Here is a 20458-nt window from a genome sequence, read left to right as displayed (position 1 = left end):
GCATGAACACCACCCGCACCGCGCCCAGCCGCCCCGACACCTACGACATGGTCGTCCTGCACAACGCCTTCCGCAGACACTTCAGCGCTCTCCCCGGCCTCGTCGCGGCGGTGGCGCCCGGAGACGTCGAGCGCGCCCGGCGCCTGATCACCTTCCTCGGCGAACTCGGCGACGGCCTGCACCACCATCACACCGGCGAGGACGAGCTCATGTGGCCGATCCTGCTCGAGCGCGCCTCCGCGGACGCCGCTCTGGTGCTGCGCATGGAGGAACAACACGAGCGGATCGCCGAACTCACCGAGCGCGCCCACCGCGACGGGTCCGAGTTCGCCACCGCCGCCGACCCGTCGGTTCGGGACCGGCTCGCGGCCACGCTGCGGGCGCTGTCCGATACCCTCGACGAGCACATGGCCGAGGAGGAGCGGCACATCCTGCCCGTGGTCGAGAACGTCATGACCGCGCTCGAATGGCAGGCTCTCGGCGAACGCGGCCGCGAGCACATGCCCAAGGACCGCCAGCTGGTCTTCCTCGGCTTCATTCTGCAGGGCGTCTCCGACGACGACCGCCGGAAAATCCTCGCCGAGATGCCACTTTCCGCCCGGCTCGCGTGGCGTCTGCTCGGCCGCCGCGTCTTCGCCAAGGAATACCGCGAGATCTACCACGCTGATCCGGAGTGGTGACCGCGAAACGACAATCGAAGTCGCTGCACCTGTTCCAAGAAATGCCCAGCCGCCGAGATTCGGCGCATTCGCATGCCGCACACACAGGGTCATGAGTGACAGAAATGGTGCTTCGTCACCTGGGCAGTGTAGGGAAATCCACTCTGCCGTCCGATCTTTTGAGAGATGATCAGTGGTGCGGCACGGTCGGTCACCTGCGCGTTGACTGAGCACCGACGTAATCGTGTTCCGGAATGCGGGGAGGGAAAGAATGTTGGCTCGGCGAATGATGGTCGTGGGTGCGGCGGCGGTCGCGTTATCGGCATGCGCCACGTCGATACCCGACCCGCAAGCGGGCACTGCGACGACGACCCAACTGTTGTCCGGAACCGATGCCCCGCCGGGCGATGAAGCGCCGGGGCGACCAGGCAAAACCGATGCCGGTAAGGCCGCCGGTGCGCCCTTCCGGATTCCGGCGTTCACCGAACTCCAGGGCGCACCAATCGTCGCGGTCAAAGAGCTGGCAGTGCAGCGCATAGCCGCGGCGTGCGGCGGCTGCGCGAGCGTTGCCGTTGCACAGGACAAGGCCGACACCTACCGCAGCATTTGCCAGTACTCCGGATTCTCCGGCGCGAAGCAGGATTCGACCCCGAGCGGAGAGTCGGTGAACGGGTCGTTGATTCTGATGTCCGGCTCGACACTGACGCTGCTCACCGGAACACTGTCCCCGCAGATACTTCCCTGCGGCACAGAAGGCTTCGAACCGAAGACATCCGACACCACCTCCCCCACGAGGACCGTCTCCCCTACCGGAACCGACTCGACCACCCGAACCCAAACGCCCACCGAGACGGCGACGAGCAAGCCACGTGTCACCACCACCAGATGAGCAGGCGTCGACACCCGCAACGGGTTCGGCGTTCGACGGGTTCGGTCACGTCGCACGATCCATCGGGCAACTGGTCGCACCGACTACGTTGCTCACCGCCGTTCTGTTCTATTTCGGATGGGCGCATGTCTACTGGTACTTCAACTACTTCGGTGTCGACTCGACGACGCTGAATCCGAGCATCCGTGAGTACCTCATGCGCACCGTCGACGCACTGTTCGTGCCGCTGACACTCGTCGGTCTCATCGGTATGGCGGTGCTGTGGGGATACGTCGCGCTTCCGGATTCGATCCGCACCCGTCGACCGGGGCGGTGGGCCACCGCCGCGATCGTGCTGGTCGCCGGGGCGGTCCTCGTCAACGGGCTGTCCCGGATATACGTAGTGACCCCGATCAACAAGGGTTTGTGCGTGGCACCGGTGTCGATCATCGCTGGGGTGCTGGTGTTCTGGCTGCTGGTCGTGCTGCGTCGTAAACGTCTGCGTGAAAGCCTGCCTGCGACAGCGCCGCCACCGTCACAGGCGGCAGCGGTCGCGGAGTGGGTGATCCTGTTTCTCATGGTCGGCATCAATTTGTTCTGGATCGCCACCGATTACTCGGTCGCGGTCGGTCAGACCCGAGCTCGGGAGTGGGCCGCGCAACTGCCCACCAGTTCCCAAGTCATCATCTACAGCGAAAAGGAACTGCACCTTTCCGGGCCGGATGTCCGAACGACGCCCTGCGACCCCGACCCCGGCACCGGATCCGCCTACCGGTTCCGCTACGACGGGCTGGCGCCACTGAGCCGCATCGGTGACCACTACGTCCTGGTCCCCCGGACCTGGAGGCCCGGGCACGGCGCGGCCATCGTCCTGCCCGCGCAGAGCCCGGGCGCGATCCGGTTCGAGTTCCGCCTCGCAGGCGACACGGTACCGGCCAAATGCTGAATATGAGGCTGCGTTCGGGGGGAGGGTGGATCGCGGCGGGGGTTGTCGTGGTGGTGGCGGTGGGTGTGGCGGTTTGGGTGTGGTGGCCGGATCAACGTTCGAACCGGGACATGTGGGGCTGGGCGGCGCAAACCGAGTTGCCGATGCCGGTTTCGGGGCCGAGTGGTATCGCGATCTCCGCGAGCGGAGACGTCTACGTGTCCGAGAACGAGGGCATCCAGCGGCTGCCCGCCGGGCGATACACTCCGGAGCGCATCGGTCTGCCGGATCTGCACTGGCCCTCGGGTTTCGCCATCGGACAGGACGCTCAGCTCTATGTCTGCGACTATCAGCACGGTCAGGTGCTGAAGGTGGCGGCCGACACGGAAAATGTCGCGCCGTTGCCGCTAGTGGGGTTCGGCGCGGCCGACCTGAATAGTTCCGAACGTGCGAACGGGGCCGGCGTCGCGGTCGACCGTACGGGGAATGTGTACATCACCGACCCGGACAACGCCCGAATCCTGAAGTTCCCGGCAGGCTCCAGTACGCAGGTTGTGCTGTTGACGGTCGATCACCTCGGTGCGCCGATCACGGTTTCCGACGCCGGCGAGTTGGTGGTGACGAGCACCGCCCCGGTCAATCGACTGCTGCGTATCCCGCCGGGTTCGGTGACGCCCACCGAAACTCCGCTGCCTGCCGGCGAAGCGGTCGCCGCGCTCGCCTTCGATCACGACGGAGCGCTGCTGCTGGCCGACAACGCTTGGATTCCGGACACGGCCAGTACGGTCGGCGCGTCCACACAGGACGGGAGATTGTGGCGGATTCCGGCCGGATCGACGACGCCGATTAGGTTGCCATACGCCGAACTCGGCGCGATCAGCGGAATCGCCGTCGAACCGCACGGCGAGATCCTCATCACTGACAGAAATGGTGGCCGAGCGGTGCGGCTGATGCGCAAGCCGTAAACGTCACGGGCAAGTCCGGCGGTATTCGATCGTCGGGACATATTGCTGCCAGCCAGCGGGATCGAGCCCCGTGCCCACAGTCGCGCAGGCGATTTCGACCGTTCGTCGACGCAATTCGTTCAGCGCGCTCAAGTCCCAGATGACCGCTGGGCCGTCGCTGTACACCGCGACCAGTGTGTCACCGTCCGTGCTCAATTGAGCACCGGCCACCGCATCGGCCCTGGCGTCGATCGGGTCGCCGACTTGTACTGGACGTGCTGGATCAGTGATATCCCACAGAAGGATCCTTCCATCCAACCCAAGTTCCGCGAGCAGGCGGCCGGTCTGATCGAAGATCACGTCTACATCGCCGCCCATGGTGTCCCGCAGCGGGTCGCCGAGCCGACGCGGATGTGCGAGATCTTTCATGTCCCAGAGCTGTATGGTCTTGTCCGTGCTGCTCGTGACCAGGACTCGCGCGGCGGGCGAGTATGCGAGCCTACCGACCATCACTCTGGTGGGTGCCGTGCCGGCCAACGACGGTTCGTCGGGATTCGTGAGGTCCCATAAGGCGGCATCCCCGCCGTTCCAGCCGAGGGCGAGTAGGCGGCCATCGGTGAATGTCAGTCCTGTTATCTGACGGTCGCGCAAGCCGCGTCCGATCCGGCGCGGCGTTTCCCGCTTGCTGATGTCCCACACCAGCGAGTTCTTGTCGGAGCCCGCGGCGAGGCGATTACCGTCCGCGGTGAACAGGATCGCCCGCACGATTCCGCCGAGCCCGGTCAGAGGTGGTCCGAGACGGCGAGGATGGGCGCGATCGCTGATGTCCCACAGCGATACGGTCCGGTCCGGTCCGCCTGTGGCCGCCGTCTTGCCGTCAGCGGAGAGGGCGACCGCCGACAGTCGGCGATCGTTCCTCGAGAAATCCACGTGCTCGGCATTCCAGGTGGCGAGTCGGAGCGGGACTCGCGGGTTCGAGATATCCCAGAGGTCGACGTTGCCGTTGGCGCCGCCGACCGCCATCAGGTCACCGACCGTGGTGACACAACAGGGTGGCCTCTTCCTATCGAAACTTCCGTACAACGACGGTCCGGCAGGCTTGGGCTGAACGCGAAATTCGCTGTCCCACAGCGTGACGCGACCATCCCGAGCACCGGTGGCGACTCGGCCGGTGCTGGCGACCCCTACGGCGCTGACATCGCTCGGCTGGCCGACCCACGCCCCGCGCCACTGTCGCGGGTTTGCTGGATCGTCGAGATCGTAAAGGTATGCCGCGTTGCCATACGCTACGGCGAGTCGACCCGCCGGCGCGAATGCGAAATGGCGGGTCGCTCGCATAGCCGCACCCAGCTGTTGCGGGTGGGTGGGATCGCCCACGTCCCAGCGGGTGAGCCCGGCGAAGTCCAGATAGACCGCCAAGATTCCCCCGCCTGGTGAGAAGGCAAGTCCGTCGGGGCCGAGTGGCGATCGTCCGGGCAGTTGGACTTCGATTCTCCCGATCTGGTGTGGTGTGCCGAGATCGGAAGCGTCCCACAGCAATACACCTCCGGGAACACCGGTGGCGATCGTCCGCCGATCGGGCGAAATCGCGACCGCATCGGCGTGTTGTTCCGGGGGTGCCAGCGTCACCGCTCGCGGCGGACCAGTGAAGTCCCACAGCCGCGTCGGCTGGGTCCAGCCGAAAGTGACTGCGAAGGCCCCACCGGAGTCCAGCACCATTCGTGTCTTCTCATCGATGTCCGGCAGCAGGCGTTTGCCGACCAGCCGGTGGCTCGGATCGCTGACATCCCACTCCAGGACGCCTTCCAGGCCGTTTCCGTCGAAGGTGTGATCGTGCGAGACCATGCCGAGTCTGGCGTTCCTGGCGTCGATATCGATCCCCGCGCCGGTCAGTAGTCGGCGTCCGTCCGGTGAAAACACAGGCTCCGCGGAGGTACTCGGGCCGGTCAGCGGGTCGCCGGACCGGCGCGGTCCGCGCGGATCTGTGAGATCCCACAGTGCGATGACGCCGTCATAGGTCTGTACCGCGAGCATGTGACCGTCCGGGGAGAACACGGTATGGCTCACGTCTCGTCCGTTGCCTTCGAGCGTTCCGCCGTAGTAGGTGGTGGCGAGCCAGTCCACAAGCCAGTTGCGGGTTTCGACACTTGGGTGAATAGTGTCGGCCGCCAGCGCGAGACGGATCGAAGTGCGCGGTTCGGCTTGAAACAGGCCTTGCGCATCCGTGAGCAGCGCTCGTGCGACAGTTGTGCGTTGCTCGTCGACAGCCTTGCGCTGCTGGATCACCGCGATTGTCGCGGCGACCAGCGCCGCGACGAGCAGAGTGGACAGCACGACCGTCGCGCGCCCACGCCGGAAGCGATCTCTGCGATAGCTGCGCTCGAGAAATTCCTTCGCACTGGAGCTGAGGTCGACACGGTTGGTCGCCAGTCGACGTAGGCGCGGTGGCCACGTGCGCAGATTCGGCCTCCGTTGGACGCGCATGCGTGCGCCGGTGTCGTCCATCGCCGACTCCAGTCGTCCACGCTCCCAGAGCCTGGTCGCCGCGCGGTCCTGCTTCCAGTCAGCGGCGGCTTCCTCGATCGCGCGGCGGGCGCGCAGCGCCTTGCCCTCCTTCTCGATCGCGTCTCGCAGTAGCGGCCAGTGTTGCAGAAACGCTTCGTGCGCCGCCGAGACGACGATTCGTCTGTCTTCTTCATCGATGGTGAGCAGTCGTTGCGTGACGAACGCGTCGACGACCGTGGCGTCGGTTTCGGTCAGCTCGTCGCGCGGTATCCGGGCGCGGGTGGGCACGCCCCGTTCGTCCACGGTGACCAGGCGCAGCATCACATCGATGATCTGACTGTCGGTGAGGGTGGTAGCCGCGCGGGCTTCCGCCAGCGCCACTTCGGCCTGACGTACCAGCGCGCCTCGTACACCGCCGGTTTCGTCGTAGCGTTGTAATGAGAGCGTCCCACCGCGGTGCACACCGTCGGCCAGTCGCTCCAGTGCGAATGCCAGCAAGGGCAGCGCCTCACCGCTGTCGGTGTCGGCGAGCAGCTCGGTGACGAGGCCGTCGTCGATGCGGAAACCGGCCACCCGCGCCGGTCGTTCGATGACCTCGCGGAGTCCGCCTTTCCGCAGTGGGCGCAAAGGATACGTTTCGGTCGACAATGAGCTCATCGCAGGATCGACGATCATTTGGTCGAGGAATTCCGTCCGCAAGGTGGCCAGCACTTGCACGGGCCCGCCGATCGCCGGGGCGAGCAGTTCGGTGAACTCCGCGCGCTGCGCGGGCTCGGCGCGTCGGAACAATTCCTCGAATTGGTCGACCACCAACAGCAGTTTGCGCCGGCGGCTCGACTCGTCCGCGATCAATATCTCATCCGAGACTTCTCGCAAGCCGTCTTTCGCCAGGCGGTCGCGCACCGATGACAGCTGCCAGTCGAGTCCGGTCCGTCGTCTGGCGATCGCCAACGTCCGGGCAAGCGCACCCACCGGGTCCGCGCCGGGCGTCATCGGTTCCAGCGGCAGCCAATAGTTTTCATCCGCGATCAACGGAATGACACCGGCGCGCACCAGGGAGGACTTGCCGCACCCTGACGGTCCGATGACCAGCAAGACCGAGGGGGTAGATCGGAGGGCGGGGGCGCGCAATCGCTCAGCGATCGCGGTCGCCTCCCGTGCCCGCCCGAAGAAGACCCGGTGCTGGGCGGTCTCGAACGACGCCAAGCCCGGGTAAGGCGACTGGTCGTCCGGCCACCCCGATCCCCCGCCCTCGTCCAGTGTTCGCAACGATCGCGCCAGTCCAGCCCGCGCCGCCTCGGCATCGGCCACGGCGTCGGGCTGCTGGATCGATTTCAGCAGCGGATGTGTCGCGCCCGCCGCCGCACGCACTGGCAGCAATCTGCTGCCGAGGGTTTTCGCGATGCCGATTTCGATTGCGCACCAGATGGATCGAAGGTAGGTCGGAGTGATGACGCAGACCACAGCGTCGGCCCATCGCAAACGCTCGTAGAGCCGCTGCTCCCATTCCTCCCCTGCGGCCAGGCCGTCGACCGGATGCTGGTCCAGGAACACCTCGTGCCGCTCCGCGACCAGCCAACCGTGGATCTCGTCGGCCCACGCCCGGTCTGCGCCGGCGTGACTGATGAATACCCGGGCCACCACTCCTCCAGCGATCGCCATCCCGTCGTCCCGGCGAAAGCCGGCGCAGGCACAAAGCCGAGTGCCGGAACAACGCTACCGCTCCAGCTGAGCCGCACAGCGGTTTTACCGGTTCGTCACCGGACCCGATACAGCTCCGCCATCGAGCATCCGGACCTCAACCACCACGATCCGTGACGGGGTGGTTTGTCCGAATCCCGGACAGCTGTTCATAAATCCTGACCTGACTCAGCATGTTGGGAAAGATGATGTTCGCGAATTTGATGCCACCTGGCGGATGGTTGTACGAGCGGATAGCTCGACTGGACCAGGTTGGGGGAGAATATTCCGTCGCTGGGAGCCCGCGAACGCGGATATGGTCGCCGGGTGCCCGATGCGATCTTTGCCCACCACCGCCTCGCATCCATCTACGACGCCTTCGGCGGCGACCGCTACGACCTGACGGCGTACCTCGACATCGCAGACGAGTTGAGCGCCGACCGCGTACTCGACATCGGTTGCGGGACAGGCTGCCTGGCGATCCTGCTCGCTGAAAGCGGCCGCACCGTAGTGGGTGTCGACCCAGCAGAGGCATCCCTCGAAGTTGCCAAGTCGAAGAACGGAGCCGCACGAATCACTTGGCTCCACGGCGATGCAACCGCGATGCCGCCCATCGACGCCGACCTTGCGGTGATGACCGGGAACGTGGCGCAGGTCTTCCTGACCGATGCGGATTGGATACAAACGCTGCAAGGCATCCGCTCCGCTCTCCGCCCAGGTGGTCACCTCGTGTTCGAGACCAGACGTCCCGAACGCAGGGCCTGGGAAGAATGGGCTGATGAGCCTCCGACTACCGTCGATGTTCCCGGGGCCGGCCTGGTGGAACAGCAACTTCACGTCACCGCGATACGGCTTCCGTTCGTCTCCTTCCGCCACACCTACACGTTCCTGACCGACGGCATGGTCATCACCTCACACTCGACACTCCGGTTCCGCAGCCGCGACGAGGTGGAATCGAACCTGACCGCCCACGGCTACCTCGTGCAGGATGTGAGAGAAGCCCCGGACCGCCCAGGTCGCGAATTCGTGTTCATCGCAATGCGCGCTGCCTGACCCGACAGGACCGCTCGGATGCACCCCCAGCATTCGACGCGCCCATGGAGTGTCGACGGGTCTGCGACCAAACGCTGCCGCAGACCACGGATCCCCTCCACATCGATTGCGGGAACCGAAGCATCAGAACGGAAAGCGTATCCTCCCCTGAACTGCTGTCCTCTGCGAGCGGCCACGAGTCCTGCTCCGAAAGACGTGGGGTTTCCTGAACACGCCGGAGACTCATACGAAACCGGGCGGCGGGCTGAATCCGCCGAACTCCTGCTCGATCAACTCTGCGAACCGCAACGTGGTGTGGTCTTCGAGATACGGGCCGATGATCTGCATGCCGTAGGGCAGCCCCTCGGGCGAGCGCCCGATCGGCGTTGCGGTCGACGGTAGCCCGAGCAATGTCGCGATACTCGCCCACACCAGGTGGTAGTTATACGGGTGTGTAGTGCCGTCGATATCGATAGTGCGAGTGTCCATGTCCGAATGGTCATGCGGGAAGGCCGGCGTCGGCGTGATCGGGCACAGCACCACGTCGAATTCGTCGAACAGGCGTCGCCACTTGTCGGCCAAGACCATACGGACACGGTCCGCCCTGATCCAGTCGCCGTGGCCGGCCACGAACGCTCGGCGGATGACATCCTCCGGGCGGTCGGAGTTCGGCGGAATATCGGCGACGGCGGCTTGGAGCGCTCGGTAGGTATCGACCGGCGCATCCGCGCCGAACTGCGACATCAGCAGTGTCAGGTAGGTGTTCGCCGTCAAGGTGAGGTCGGGCAGCAGCGCGCTGTGCCGGGCGACCGCGGCACCAGCCTTTTCGAGCCCTCGAGCGATCCGGTCGAACCCGTCGCGGATGACGGTCGACGTCGGCAACAACGGATGAGTGTCGATGACCAGCACCCGGAAGTCGTCGAACTCGGCGCTGCGCGGCGGTGGCAGCACGAGCTTGTATGCGACCGCCTCCACCTCGTCGGGGCCGGCGAGCAACAGGGTCGCCAACGTCAGGTCGGCGGCACTGCGTGTCATGGGCCCGACCACGGCGAGGTCTTGCGGGGCCGGCAGCGCAGGCGTCCGAGGCGGCGTATTTCCCCGACCCGGCAGCAGCGTCCGTGACGGCTTGTGGGCGTATATGCCGCAGAAATGCGCTGGTACCCGCAGCGAGCCGCCGATGTCGGAGCCGAGTGCCAGCGAGACATACCCTGCCGCGAGTGCGGCGGACGAGCCGCCGGAGGAGCCGCCGGGCGAGCGTGTCAGGTCCCACGGGTTGTTGGTTGTGCCGTAGATGTCGTTGTAGGACTGCCAGTCGTGCAGGGCGCGCGGCACATTGGTCTTGCCGATAACGACCCCGCCCGCGGCCTTGACTCGTGTCACCAGTGCTGCGTCTTCGGCGGGCTGCCAACCCTCGGCATCTGGAAATCCCCACGTCGTCGGCAGACCGGCGACATTGAAGGATTCCTTCACCGCCACCGGCACGCCGAGTAACGGTGCGTACTCACCGCGCGCCAGCGCCGCGTCCGCCTGCTTCGCGGCGGCGCGGGCGCGGTCGAAATCCCGCACCACAACGGCGTTGACCTTGTCGTCGAACTTTTCGATCCGCGCGATGGTCAGCTCGAGCAGTTCGGTGGCCGAGATGGTTTTCGTCCGCAGCGCGGCCACCTGATCACGTAGAGTCGCGAACTCCAGTCCGGACATGATGTCTCCTCACCCCAGGGTTCGCGCTCGGTGGCTCCTCGCCGAAGTTCAGCCGGGACTCGCTGTACCGGATCGGATTCTATACATGCTTCGGCGAGGTTCGAAAACCGTTACGACGGAGGGTGATTCATGCACGAGGCAGGACACATCGGGCGACTTTGCCAACAGGACGCAATATCGAAACACCATGAATCAAGATGGCAATGGATGGTCCACACGGCGGGTGAGCCACGCATCCAGTGACCAGCGGCCGGGCCCGGCCCAGATCAGGAAGATCAACCCGAGCAACATCGCGACATCGGTGCGCGCGTCGTGGACCATTCCCCAGAAGCCTTCCACTCCTTGGAACCCGCCCGGGCGCAGCTCACGCAACTTGGTCAAGACGATCGCCAAGCTGATATCGACCAGCAACGGCAGCGCGGCGAAGCGGGTCAGCAGTCCGATGACGATCAAGACGCCGCAGACGATTTCGATGACACCGTCGAAGTTCGCGAAGAACGTCGGTGCGGGGATGCCGATCTTGTCGAACCGGCCCGGCCCCAGTTTGTCCGGGTACAGGTACTTCTGAATCCCCTCACTGAGGAACACCAGCCCCACCGCCAACCGGATACAGATCGCTGCCGCCGGGCCGTCCGCGCCGAGGATGCGCGGCCACGACCACCGATCCGTCGCCGCCATCGGCACTCGCCTCCCGGTATCACATGGTCCGCCGACGAGCAGCACCGTGGCGGCTACCGCCGTGTACGTCGAACGTACACCGCCCTCTGCCCGATCTCGGTCATCGCGGGTGGACGACCATGACCGGGCACGAGGCATGCTGTACCAGAGTGTTCGCGGTGGAACCGAGCAACATGCCCGCGAAACCGCCCCGTCCGCGACTGCCAACGACCAGCAACTGCGCCACGTTCGACCAGGACAGCAGGTGCGACGCCGGCGCGGAAACCTCGACTTTCCGTGCGACGCGAACCTCGGGGAACTTCTCCTGCCACCCCGCGACACGCTCGGCGAGAACCGCCCGCTCGATGTTGTCGAGTTCGGCCTCGGCCCGGTGGGCGTGACCGGCGAAGCGCCCGGAGTCCCAGTCGCTCCACACATGGACAGCGACGAGTTCGACATCGCGTTCGGCCGCTTCGGTGAAGGCTGCCTCGATAGCCGCGTCGCCGACGGGGCTACCGTCCACGCCGACCACCACCGGGCCGGATGTGTGTACCGCGCCGTCGGCGTCAGGGTCGGGGCGCACGACGACCACGGCGCCGCGCGCGTGGGCGGTCACGGCCAGCAGCGTGGAGCCGAGATGGGTGAACGTCCCCGCGTTTCCGGTCGCACCGAGCACGACCGCGTACGCCTCCGCGCTGTGCTCGATCAGCAGTTGCTTCCCGGTATCGGTGGTCGCGCGAGACGAGATACGCAACTCGGGTGCGACCGATCGGGCCACGCGTTCGGCCCGGGCGACCACATCCTGTCCCTGTTGCCGGATGACGTCGAGGACCGAGGGAATGACGACCTCGTAGTCGCCGAGTACCCAGTCGTTGCCCACCGCGTCCATGCCGTGGAGGATCTCGAGTTCGCGTCCGCGATCGGCCGCGAACCGCGCCGCCCACCGGAGGGCGGTCCACGACCCGTCCGAACCATCCACGCCGACAACGACTTTCGCCGTGGCGAGGTGATGCGGGTCGTCGAATCGCTGCTCTGTCATGAGGACCTCCCGAGCCTCTGGTCGCGTAGCACCCAGCCGGGCGCCGACCTCAACGGTATGAGCCGCGGCACAGGCTCGAATGCGGCTGATCGTCCTCGGGAGAAGGGACCAAAGACCACTCGAGCGAGGTAGGCCGGTCCTCTGGACCGTCGCCGCTTGGCCCGATGCCGTCGGCAATCGCGATTCGGGACCTTGGTCCCTCGCGGTGCATCTCCCGGTTGACAAGACTCGAAAACGGACGGCTATATCCGAACCTGACAGGGGTCTCGACCATGCCTGACGACACCATGGTGATCGATCGTGCCGGTCTGGATCGTCTGGTGGACGTGCTGCACGACCGGGGATACCGCGTCATCGGTCCGCAGGTGCGCGATGGCGCGATCGTCCTGGACGAACTGGACTCCGGCAGGCGACTGCCCGCCGGATGGGGTGTGGAGACCGCGCCCGGGCGGTACCGGCTGCGCCGCCGAAACGACGAGGCGGTCTTCGCCCATTCGGCCGGGCCGGGCTCCTGGAAGCAGTTCCTACATCCCCCGCGTCGCAAGATAGCCCAGGTCGGGCCGGACCTCGAGATGGAACCCGTGACGGACCCGCCGGTCCGATCCGCCTTTCTCGGCGTCCGCGGGTGCGACCTCACCTCGATCGCGATTCTCGGACGCGTGCTCGGCGATGGGGCACATCCTGATGCTTCGTTCGCCGCACGCCGGAAAGACCTTTTCGTCGTCGCCGTGAACTGCACAGAGCCCGGCGGGGTGTGTTTCTGCGCTTCGATGGGCACCGGCCCGGGGGTCTCGTCCGGATACGATCTGGCCCTCACAGAGCGGATCGATGCCGAGGGCCACCGATTCCTCGTCGACGTGGGTAGTGCGGACGGCGCCGAAATTCTCGGCGAGATCACCACACGTCCGGCCGACACGACGGAGGTCACGAACGCCCGTGCTGAGGTGTCCGCCGCGGCCGACCGGATGGGCCGCGCGATGCCCGAGGTCGACATTCGCGCTCTGCTTCGCGACTCTCGGGAGTCTCCGCACTGGCAGGATGTCGCCGCCCGCTGCTTCACGTGCGGGAATTGCACGATGGTGTGTCCCACCTGCTTCTGCACCACTACCGAAGACGTCACCGACCTCACCGGCGACCATGCCGAGCGCTGGGAGCACTGGTCGTCGTGCTTCGAACCGGACTTCTCCTACCTGCACGGCGGCAGCGTGCGGCAATCCGGCGAAAGCCGCTACCGGCAGTGGATCAGCCACAAACTCAGCACCTGGTACGACCAGTTCGGCAGCTCGGGGTGCGTCGGCTGCGGACGGTGCATCGCCTGGTGCCCCGCCGAGATCGACCTGACCGCGGAGGTGGCCCGGCTGGCCGAACTGGCCGAGGAATCGCACCATGCCCACCGCTGAGGAACTGTCCGCGTTCGGGCAGCTGGCGGTGCTGAGCGAGGAAGAGCTGCGCACGCTGGCCGCCGCCGGACGCGATGTGGCCTTCCCCGCAGGGCACCGGGTGATCACCGAGGCCCGACCGGCCGACCGATGCTGGCTGATCCGCCACGGCCGGATACTGCTGGACGCGCAGGTGCCGGGGCGCGGCGCCGTGGTCCTCCAGACCCTCGGCGGCGGAGACCTGCTCGGCTGGTCCTGGCTCGTACCGCCCTACCGGTGGCATTTCGGCGCGGTGACCGCCGAACCGGTCGAGGCCGTCGAGTTCGACGCGGGGATCTTGGCCGAACTCTCCGACCGGGATCCACGATTCGGCCGCGCGCTGGCCATGATGCTGTTCGAGGCGCTGCTGGAACGACTACAGGCAACCCGGGCCCGGCTGCTCGACCTCTACCGGAACCCCACCATGACCTGCACGGCCGGTCCACACCGCATCGCCGTCGACCGAGGCGATCGATGAGCGTGGACACGCGAACCCGGACGGTGGCGCACGGTGACACGATGCTGCCCTACCGCGTAATCGGTCGCATCGCGCAGAACCAGGACACCGTGACGCTGCGCCTGGAACCGGTACGCGATGCGGCGCAACCTTTCCGGCCTGGACAGTTCATGATGCTCTACAGCTTCGGCGTGGGCGAGATCGCGATCTCGATCAGTGGAGATCCCACGGCCGTCGGCGACAACCTCGAACACACTATCCGGGCGGTAGGCGCGGTGAGCGCGGCGCTGCACGACACAGGTGTCGGCGGCCTGATCGGTGTCCGCGGACCATTCGGCACAGGATGGGACCTGGCGTCGGCGGCCGGAGGGGATCTCGTCATCGTGGGCGGCGGCGTCGGGCTGGCGCCGCTGCGCTCCGCCATACTCGCCGCGCTCGCCGCGCGCGACGACTACCGGCGGGTCGTGCTGATCACCGGAGCCCGGACCCCGGCGGACATCCTGTTCCGGAACGACCAGCGACTGTGGCCGGCAGCCGGGGCGATCGAACTCCATCAGACCGTCGATCACCCCGCACCGGATTGGGACGGCCGCGTCGGGTTCGTCACCGAGCCACTGGCCCACCTGACCGTGGAACCCGGCAAGACCACCGCCCTGCTCTGCGGCCCCGAACCGATGATGCGATTTTGCGCGGGATCACTGCTGCGCAAGGGCGTTCCCGCCAGCGACATCCAAGTGTCGTTGGAGCGCAACATGCAGTGCGGTGTCGCGCGATGCGGGCACTGCCAGCTCGGTCCGCTGCTGCTGTGCCGAGATGGCCCCGTCGTGGACTACGCGACTGCCGAACCACTGCTGGCGGTGCGTGAACTATGACGAAGCCACCAACACTCGCGGTGTGGAAGTTCACTTCCTGCGATGGTTGTCAGCTCACCTTGCTCGACTGCGAGGACGAACTGCTCGCTCTCGCCGGCCGGGTGCGCATCACGCACTTCGCGGAAGCGTCCAGTGCCATGGAGCCCGGCCCATACGATGTCTCACTGGTCGAGGGTTCGATCACCACGGAAGAAGAGCGACGCCGGATCATCGAGATTCGCGAGCGATCCCGGATTCTGGTGGCGATCGGGGCGTGCGCCACACACGGCGGAATCCAGGCGCTGCGCAATTTCGCCGACGTCACCGAGTTCACCTCGGTGGTGTATGCCAGTCCGGAATACATCGCCACCTTGGGCACCTCCACTCCCATTTCCGCGCACGTACCGGTCGACTTCGAATTGCGTGGCTGCCCGATCGACCGGCGGCAACTGCTCGACACCCTGTGCGCGTTCCTGACGGGCCGCGCGCCCGACATCCCGAACACGAGCGTATGCACCGAGTGCAAACGTCGCGGCACCACCTGTGTCATGGTCGCCGAGGGGATTCCCTGCCTGGGTCCGGTCACGCAAGCGGGATGCGGCGCCCTGTGCCCGGCGTATCACCGTGGCTGCTTCGGTTGTTTCGGTCCTATGGCGAATCCCAACATTCACGCGCTGCTTCCCATCCTGCGAGTCAATGGCATGGACACCGACGACATCGATCGCGTTTTCGCCACCTATGCCGTAGCCGCGCCGGAGTTCGCGAACAGGAACGGCGATGAGTCGGCATAGGCAGCTGAAAGTCGGCACCCTGGCTCGTGTCGAGGGCGAGGGCGCGCTGCGTGTTGTCATCGCGGACGGGCAGGTGGAAAGCACCGAGTTGAAGATCTACGAGCCACCGCGGTTCTTCGAAGCTTTTTTGCGTGGACGCGCCTACACCGAGCCGCCCGATATCACCTCCCGCATCTGCGGGATCTGTCCAGTGGCCTACCAGACCAGCGCCTGCAACGCACTCGAGCAACTCTGTGGGGTGGAGTTGGACCGACCACTGGCCGATCTGCGCAGGCTTTTGTATTGCGGCGAATGGATCTCCAGCCACTCTCTACATATTCATCTGCTGCACATGCCCGACTTCCTCGGCTACCCGGACGCGATCACGCTCGCCGCCGATCACCGCGCACTCGTCGAGGAGGGATTGGCGACGAAACGAGCGGGCAACGCGCTGCTCGAACTCCTCGGCGGCCGGGCCATCCATCCCGTCAACGTCCGGCTCGGCGGCTTCTACTCGGTCCCCGAACGCGCCGAGTTCGCCGCCGTGATCGAACAACTGCGCCGCGCGCGAGACCACGCGACGAACACCGCTCTCCGGGCTGCGCGGTTCGAATTCCCCGAGCTGGAAATCGAATACGATCTGCTGGCGGCGAACGATCCGGACCGATACGCCATCGACCACGGTGACGTGCACACCAGTACTGGGCTTCGCTTCCCGGCGATCGATTTCCCGAATCACGTACGAGAACATCAGGTTCCGCACTCCACCGCCTTGCACGCGACGCTCGACGGCGCACGCTACCTCACCGGGCCGTTGGCCCGATACACACTGAATCACCACCAGCTGTCACCGATCGCTCAGCAGGTCGCGGCCGAAATCGGACTCGGCGCGCAATGCCGTAACCCCTTCCGCAGCATCCTGGTTCGAGCGGTCGAAGTCGTCCATGCGATCGACGCGGCACTCACGATCATCGACGGTTACGAACGCCCCTCCCGCGCCGCGGTTCCGGTCGCTCCTCGAGCCGGCACCGGGCACGGCGTGAGCGAAGCGCCTCGCGGCCTGCTATACCACCGGTACGAGCTGGACGATCACGGCATCGTGCGCTCGGCCCTGATCATCCCGCCTACCTCGCAGAATCAGGCAGTGATGGAGGACGATCTGCGGCGCGTCGTCTCCGACCACCTCGACCTCGATGACGCCGCGCTGGCCACGATGTGCGAACGCGCGATCCGGAACTACGATCCGTGCATATCCTGCTCGGCCCACTTCCTGGACCTCGACATGGTGCGCCGATGACCGAGCCGTGGGCGGTGGTCGTCGGCGTGGGCAACGAATACCGCGGAGACGACGGGATCGGTCCGGCCGTCGCTTCCCGGATCGAAAATCTCCACATGCCAGGCGTTCTCGTGGCGATTTCCGATGGCGAACCAACGAGTCTGCTGGATATCTGGACCGGCTTCGATCTAGCTGTCGTGATCGATGCCGTGCGGTGCGTTCCCCCGGTCCCCGGCCGGGTTCGCCTGACGGACATCGACCTGCTCCGGCGTGCGGGAACCGCCTCTTCCCACTCCCTCGGCATCCGGGATGCGCTGCCATTGGGACGCGTGCTCGGCCGTCTTCCCGCCAGGATCGTCGTCGTCGCGGTGGATGTGGCGTGTCTCGAGCCGGGCGTCGGCCTATCCGAGCCGGTGGCGTCCGCCGTACCGCGCGCGGCGGAGGCCGTGGTGGGGGAATTGCGACGGTCCGAGCGCACGAGTCGGCCCCGGACATGAATCCGTCCGGCGGCAGTACCTCTCGTCTACTGCTGAGCGCGCCGATCGAGATCCGCCGGTGCGCCGGGGACGGGATGCAGCACCGCGACAAGCGCGATCGCCACCGCGATCCACAGGGGGACGGCAAGCAAGATCATGGGAACGAACATCCACCACTGCGCACCGTCCCCGTTCCAGTACATCATTGCGAACCCTCTTTCGTCGCACGACTCATCTGCCGCCACTCGCGGTCCCACCGCGCGCTCCGGCGCCGCTGTAGTAGCAGCGTCGCCCCGTTCATAAGGCACCATCCACACAGCCAGACGCCGATCAGGACGAACACACCCACGCCGATCCCGGTCACGACGGCGACGTCCGGGTGACGAGGTTGCGCAGCCGGCGCACCGTGGTCATCCAGCCAGAGATCGATGCGATCGCCGCGTTGTGCCGTCTCCCGCACCGGTATGACGGCGGTGCCGCTACGGCCGTCTTGGTCCCATCGCACCCGTGCCTGGTAGCGGTGCGAATCGATGCTGCTGGGCCCCTCGGTGATCACGGGCTGCACAAGAAACCTTGTCGCGTTTTCGGTGCGGATCTCTGCGGAAGTGTCGGTATACGCGTGAGTGCCGAAGGCGCCTGCGACAGGAACTGCGATCAGTGCCACGATCGCCGCGATGATTCGGACAGCGGATTCGATGCGGTCGCTGGGGCGCATCAGCCGATTCGAACTGCACGGTTGCAACGACCACAGGCGCGCCAGCCGGGTCCACCACCCCTGCCACGCGATGGTCACGCTATCGGTCATCGCCGTTCACCTCTTCTGACAGCTCGTGCCGTCAGCATCGATGATCGCGAGAGCGCCCGTTCAGGGGCAGAGACGAAGGTCATTCACCGGACGGACCATCGGACTCGGGCCGACGGCCCGCTTCGAAGGCCGCCACCGCGGTCGGCAGTGTCGGGTACAGATATTGCGCACCGATTTTCGACGCCAGCCCGGAAGCATCCAAGGCTGCTCGCAGGTCGGGTTCGACCCGGGCCATCGCGAATACGATCCCGCGCTCGTGGAATTCGGCTCGAAGCCGCTCCACCGCGTCGAGCGCCGTCGGGTCGACCTCCACGTTGGCCTCGATGTTGAGCACGAACCAGCGCACCGGTGTGCTCCGGCGTTCGGCGGCGGACTCGACCGCCTCCAGTGCTCTGCGGCGGAAATCCTCGGCGTTGGCGAAGCACAGCGGCGCGTCATAGCGATAGATGACAAGTCCCACCACCACGCGTAGCGCGGCGGCAATCACGGGCGCCGCACCGACGCCGGGTGCACTGACACGCGAAGGGCGCGCCCCGCGGACTGCGTTAGGGCACGCGGCTGGTGGTCTTCAGAGAGTCGATGGCCGCCTGTAGTTTGGCGGCGGCTCGAGTGGCCACCGTTTGCAGGGCCGGTTCGTTCGTGACCTGAACCATCAGTTGCGGATTCATCGCTTCGACGATGACTTCATCGTCGGAGTCGGGGTTGCGACGCACGACGACGTTGCAGGGCAGTAGGAGCCCGATCTGCCGGTCGATGCCGACCGCTTCGTGCGCCAGAGGCGGATTGCAGGCCCCGAGGATGAGGTAGTCCTCCATGTTCACGTCGAGTTTTGTCTTCAGTGTGGCTCGCACGTCGATCTCGGTGAGAACGCCGAATCCCTGCTCGCTCAGAGCGGCGCGGGTCCGATCGACGGCATCGCCGAAATTAATGTGCAACGTGGCGGACAGTCCCAGGTCCATAGTGCGGTCCTTTCTCCCGTGAGTGGACGATCTGAGTCAGGCCAGAGCGAGGAACAGTTTTTCCAGCTCTTCGACGGTCATCGGCTTCTGGCCGTCGGCGGAGTGCCCGCTGAGGCATTCGCGCAGTCCGGTCGCGACGATCTTGAATCCGGCGCGGTCGAGCGCACGGGAGACCGCGGCGAGCTGGGTGACCACGTCTTTGCAGTCGCGACCCTGCTCGATCATGGCGATGACGCCTGCGAGCTGACCGTGCGCGCGCCGCAGCCTGTTGAGTGTTTCGGTGATAGCGGTTTCGTCGCCGACCATGGGTGCGCCTTTCTCCTCGGCATCTGGCCGTTCAGCATACCCCATGGGGTATATACATACCATCACAGCGGGGTCGACTTCACATACCCCCACAGGTATAGTTCAGTATACGGGCGGGGGTATTTTCCCGCCAGCGACAGGAGGATTTCATGGCCGATATCGATCTGTATGTGGATCCGGTGTGTCCATTCGCCTGTTCGACCGATCACGCCGGGTGGGCCGCGTGTTCGCCGCCGCCGTCCGGCAGCACGGCCAGACCGCGTTCACCCCGCTGTACCTGGCGTTCGGGCAGCGATCACATGAACACGGGCAGGACGCCGAGGAGGCGATAGCGGCAGCCATCGCCGAGACCGCCTTCGGTCACGAACTGATCGAAGCCCTCGATGACATCGGCTGCGACGCCGCGGTCGCCCACGCCCATCACGCCAGTCGAACAGCGCTCGGCGGGCGCGGTGGCAGCCCCATCATCAGCGTCGACGGTCACGTATTCAACGGTCCCGTCTTGACCGAGCCGCCGCGGTCGGAACACGGGGCCGAACTGCTGGACGCGATCGTCACCGCGGCCGCAGCTCCCGGCTTCGCCGCACTGCAGCGCCCCTACCAAGGCCCGCCCAGTTTCACCGCTACCGAGGGACAGCGCTGATGTGCTCACCCGCCAGGTGTCGCGTGTGCGGGAAGACCACCTGGGCCGGCTGCGGTGCGCATATCGACGCCGTCCGCCGCGCTACCCGGCCGGATCAGTGGTGTCCCGGACACGATGACGATGGTCAGACCTCCCCTGCTCCCCTACGAAGTCCCCGTAGCCGATGGTTTCGCTGACCTCCGGCCGACCGAGGAAAGCGACCGAGGCGCTTAGATGTCGCCGTACCGCGCTACTGAACACCTCTGAGGCCGCTCGGTACCCGACATCGCGGTGGCGGAAACCGGCCATGCCGATCACCAGCCCGACGAGGGCGACCGAGGTGAGCAGGAAAACCGGTGCGGCGGTTGCCGCTCGGAGCGGCACTCGCGAAACATGCGTGAACGGCGAGGCCTCGTCGAACCATAGTCCTCGATGCTTTCGGCGAACGAGCCAAACGCGGCCCGGGGCTTTCGCACCTTCTTGTTCGCCTGCTACCCAGTCGGGGCCC

Annotated in this window: 20 protein-coding genes and 1 pseudogene; 12 read left to right on the top strand and 9 right to left on the bottom strand. The window is 66.1% G+C overall.

Annotated features, from left to right (window positions below):
* The first annotated feature begins 2 nt into the window (after positions 1 to 2).
* The 4 genes from ACFV2O_RS15080 (at position 3) to ACFV2O_RS15065 (ending at position 3417) form a co-directional block, all read left to right on the top strand.
* The gene (locus ACFV2O_RS15080) at positions 3 to 680 is read left to right on the top strand and encodes a hemerythrin domain-containing protein (RefSeq protein WP_379252243.1); all 678 of its coding nucleotides are present in this window, start codon (positions 3 to 5) and stop codon (positions 678 to 680) included.
* Positions 681 to 945: 265 nt separating this feature from the next.
* The gene (locus ACFV2O_RS15075; protein ID WP_379252242.1) at positions 946 to 1548 is read left to right on the top strand and encodes a hypothetical protein; all 603 of its coding nucleotides are present in this window, start codon (positions 946 to 948) and stop codon (positions 1546 to 1548) included.
* Entirely contained in the window at positions 1529 to 2473 is a 945-nt protein-coding gene (locus tag ACFV2O_RS15070) for a hypothetical protein (protein ID WP_379252241.1), read from the top strand. The genes ACFV2O_RS15075 and ACFV2O_RS15070 overlap by 20 nt, the downstream gene beginning before the upstream one ends.
* Complete coding sequence (locus tag ACFV2O_RS15065) at positions 2467 to 3417, top strand: hypothetical protein (protein WP_379252240.1); 951 nt, start codon at positions 2467 to 2469, stop codon at positions 3415 to 3417. Before ACFV2O_RS15070 ends, ACFV2O_RS15065 begins: the two co-directional genes overlap by 7 nt.
* Positions 3418 to 3420: 3 nt before the next feature.
* Here ACFV2O_RS15065 and ACFV2O_RS15060 read toward each other — a convergent pair whose 3' ends face one another.
* Entirely contained in the window at positions 3421 to 7563 is a 4143-nt protein-coding gene (locus ACFV2O_RS15060; RefSeq protein WP_379252239.1) for a TIR domain-containing protein, read from the bottom strand.
* Between the two features lie 345 nt (positions 7564 to 7908).
* On the opposite strand from ACFV2O_RS15060, the gene ACFV2O_RS15055 reads away from it, so the two are divergent.
* Positions 7909 to 8634: a class I SAM-dependent methyltransferase gene (locus ACFV2O_RS15055; RefSeq protein WP_379252238.1), complete on the top strand. Its 726-nt coding sequence runs from the start codon at positions 7909 to 7911 to the stop codon at positions 8632 to 8634.
* A gap of 222 nt (positions 8635 to 8856) precedes the next feature.
* Here the strand turns inward: ACFV2O_RS15055 and ACFV2O_RS15050 are convergent, their stop codons facing one another.
* The 3 genes from ACFV2O_RS15050 to ACFV2O_RS15040 all read right to left on the bottom strand — a co-directional run bounded on the left by ACFV2O_RS15050 (position 8857) and on the right by ACFV2O_RS15040 (position 12010).
* Positions 8857 to 10314: an amidase gene (locus ACFV2O_RS15050; RefSeq protein WP_379252237.1), complete on the bottom strand. Its 1458-nt coding sequence runs from the start codon at positions 10312 to 10314 to the stop codon at positions 8857 to 8859.
* A 192-nt stretch (positions 10315 to 10506) separates the two neighbouring features.
* The gene (locus ACFV2O_RS15045; RefSeq protein ID WP_379252236.1) at positions 10507 to 10992 is read right to left on the bottom strand and encodes a DoxX family protein; all 486 of its coding nucleotides are present in this window, start codon (positions 10990 to 10992) and stop codon (positions 10507 to 10509) included.
* Positions 10993 to 11092: 100 nt separating this feature from the next.
* A complete protein-coding gene (locus tag ACFV2O_RS15040; RefSeq protein WP_379252235.1) occupies positions 11093 to 12010 on the bottom strand; it encodes a universal stress protein in 918 nt (305 codons plus the stop codon).
* Positions 12011 to 12282: 272 nt separating this feature from the next.
* On the opposite strand from ACFV2O_RS15040, the gene ACFV2O_RS15035 reads away from it, so the two are divergent.
* From ACFV2O_RS15035 to ACFV2O_RS15010, 6 genes are read left to right on the top strand one after another with little or no spacing between them, the layout of a single operon-like run.
* The gene (locus ACFV2O_RS15035; protein ID WP_379252234.1) at positions 12283 to 13410 is read left to right on the top strand and encodes a 4Fe-4S dicluster domain-containing protein; all 1128 of its coding nucleotides are present in this window, start codon (positions 12283 to 12285) and stop codon (positions 13408 to 13410) included.
* Positions 13397 to 13906 (top strand): Crp/Fnr family transcriptional regulator, encoded by a 510-nt coding sequence (locus tag ACFV2O_RS15030; protein WP_379252233.1) that lies wholly within the window; start codon positions 13397 to 13399, stop codon positions 13904 to 13906. The genes ACFV2O_RS15035 and ACFV2O_RS15030 overlap by 14 nt, the downstream gene beginning before the upstream one ends.
* Complete coding sequence (locus tag ACFV2O_RS15025) at positions 13903 to 14757, top strand: FAD/NAD(P)-binding protein (protein ID WP_379252232.1); 855 nt, start codon at positions 13903 to 13905, stop codon at positions 14755 to 14757. The genes ACFV2O_RS15030 and ACFV2O_RS15025 overlap by 4 nt, the downstream gene beginning before the upstream one ends.
* The gene (locus ACFV2O_RS15020; RefSeq protein WP_379252231.1) at positions 14754 to 15527 is read left to right on the top strand and encodes an oxidoreductase; all 774 of its coding nucleotides are present in this window, start codon (positions 14754 to 14756) and stop codon (positions 15525 to 15527) included. The genes ACFV2O_RS15025 and ACFV2O_RS15020 overlap by 4 nt, the downstream gene beginning before the upstream one ends.
* Positions 15514 to 16803: a Ni/Fe hydrogenase subunit alpha gene (locus tag ACFV2O_RS15015; RefSeq protein WP_379252230.1), complete on the top strand. Its 1290-nt coding sequence runs from the start codon at positions 15514 to 15516 to the stop codon at positions 16801 to 16803. Before ACFV2O_RS15020 ends, ACFV2O_RS15015 begins: the two co-directional genes overlap by 14 nt.
* Positions 16800 to 17279 (top strand): hydrogenase maturation protease, encoded by a 480-nt coding sequence (locus ACFV2O_RS15010; RefSeq protein WP_379252229.1) that lies wholly within the window; start codon positions 16800 to 16802, stop codon positions 17277 to 17279. Before ACFV2O_RS15015 ends, ACFV2O_RS15010 begins: the two co-directional genes overlap by 4 nt.
* Before the next feature lie 26 nt (positions 17280 to 17305).
* Here the strand turns inward: ACFV2O_RS15010 and ACFV2O_RS15005 are convergent, their stop codons facing one another.
* The 5 genes and pseudogenes from ACFV2O_RS15005 to ACFV2O_RS14985 all read right to left on the bottom strand — a co-directional run bounded on the left by ACFV2O_RS15005 (position 17306) and on the right by ACFV2O_RS14985 (position 19328).
* Positions 17306 to 17464, bottom strand: a complete 159-nt coding sequence (locus ACFV2O_RS15005; protein ID WP_379252228.1) for a hypothetical protein — start codon at positions 17462 to 17464, stop codon at positions 17306 to 17308.
* Complete coding sequence (locus tag ACFV2O_RS15000; protein ID WP_379252227.1) at positions 17461 to 18063, bottom strand: hypothetical protein; 603 nt, start codon at positions 18061 to 18063, stop codon at positions 17461 to 17463. Before ACFV2O_RS15000 ends, ACFV2O_RS15005 begins: the two co-directional genes overlap by 4 nt.
* Before the next feature lie 79 nt (positions 18064 to 18142).
* Positions 18143 to 18526, bottom strand: a pseudogene (locus tag ACFV2O_RS14995) (STAS domain-containing protein); the annotation flags it as partial.
* A gap of 82 nt (positions 18527 to 18608) precedes the next feature.
* Positions 18609 to 19022 (bottom strand): DUF302 domain-containing protein, encoded by a 414-nt coding sequence (locus ACFV2O_RS14990; protein WP_379252226.1) that lies wholly within the window; start codon positions 19020 to 19022, stop codon positions 18609 to 18611.
* A 36-nt stretch (positions 19023 to 19058) separates the two neighbouring features.
* Positions 19059 to 19328 (bottom strand): metal-sensitive transcriptional regulator, encoded by a 270-nt coding sequence (locus ACFV2O_RS14985; protein WP_379252225.1) that lies wholly within the window; start codon positions 19326 to 19328, stop codon positions 19059 to 19061.
* A gap of 181 nt (positions 19329 to 19509) precedes the next feature.
* Between ACFV2O_RS14985 and ACFV2O_RS14980 the strand changes: the two genes are divergently transcribed.
* A complete protein-coding gene (locus tag ACFV2O_RS14980; protein ID WP_379252224.1) occupies positions 19510 to 19971 on the top strand; it encodes a disulfide bond formation protein DsbA in 462 nt (153 codons plus the stop codon).
* The last annotated feature ends 487 nt before the right edge of the window (positions 19972 to 20458 follow it).

Origin of the sequence: Nocardia sp. NPDC059691 (genome assembly GCF_042733915.1) — a bacterium.
GTDB classification, from domain to species: domain Bacteria; phylum Actinomycetota; class Actinomycetes; order Mycobacteriales; family Mycobacteriaceae; genus Nocardia; species Nocardia sichangensis.
This window is presented reverse-complemented; position numbering and strand designations above follow the sequence as displayed.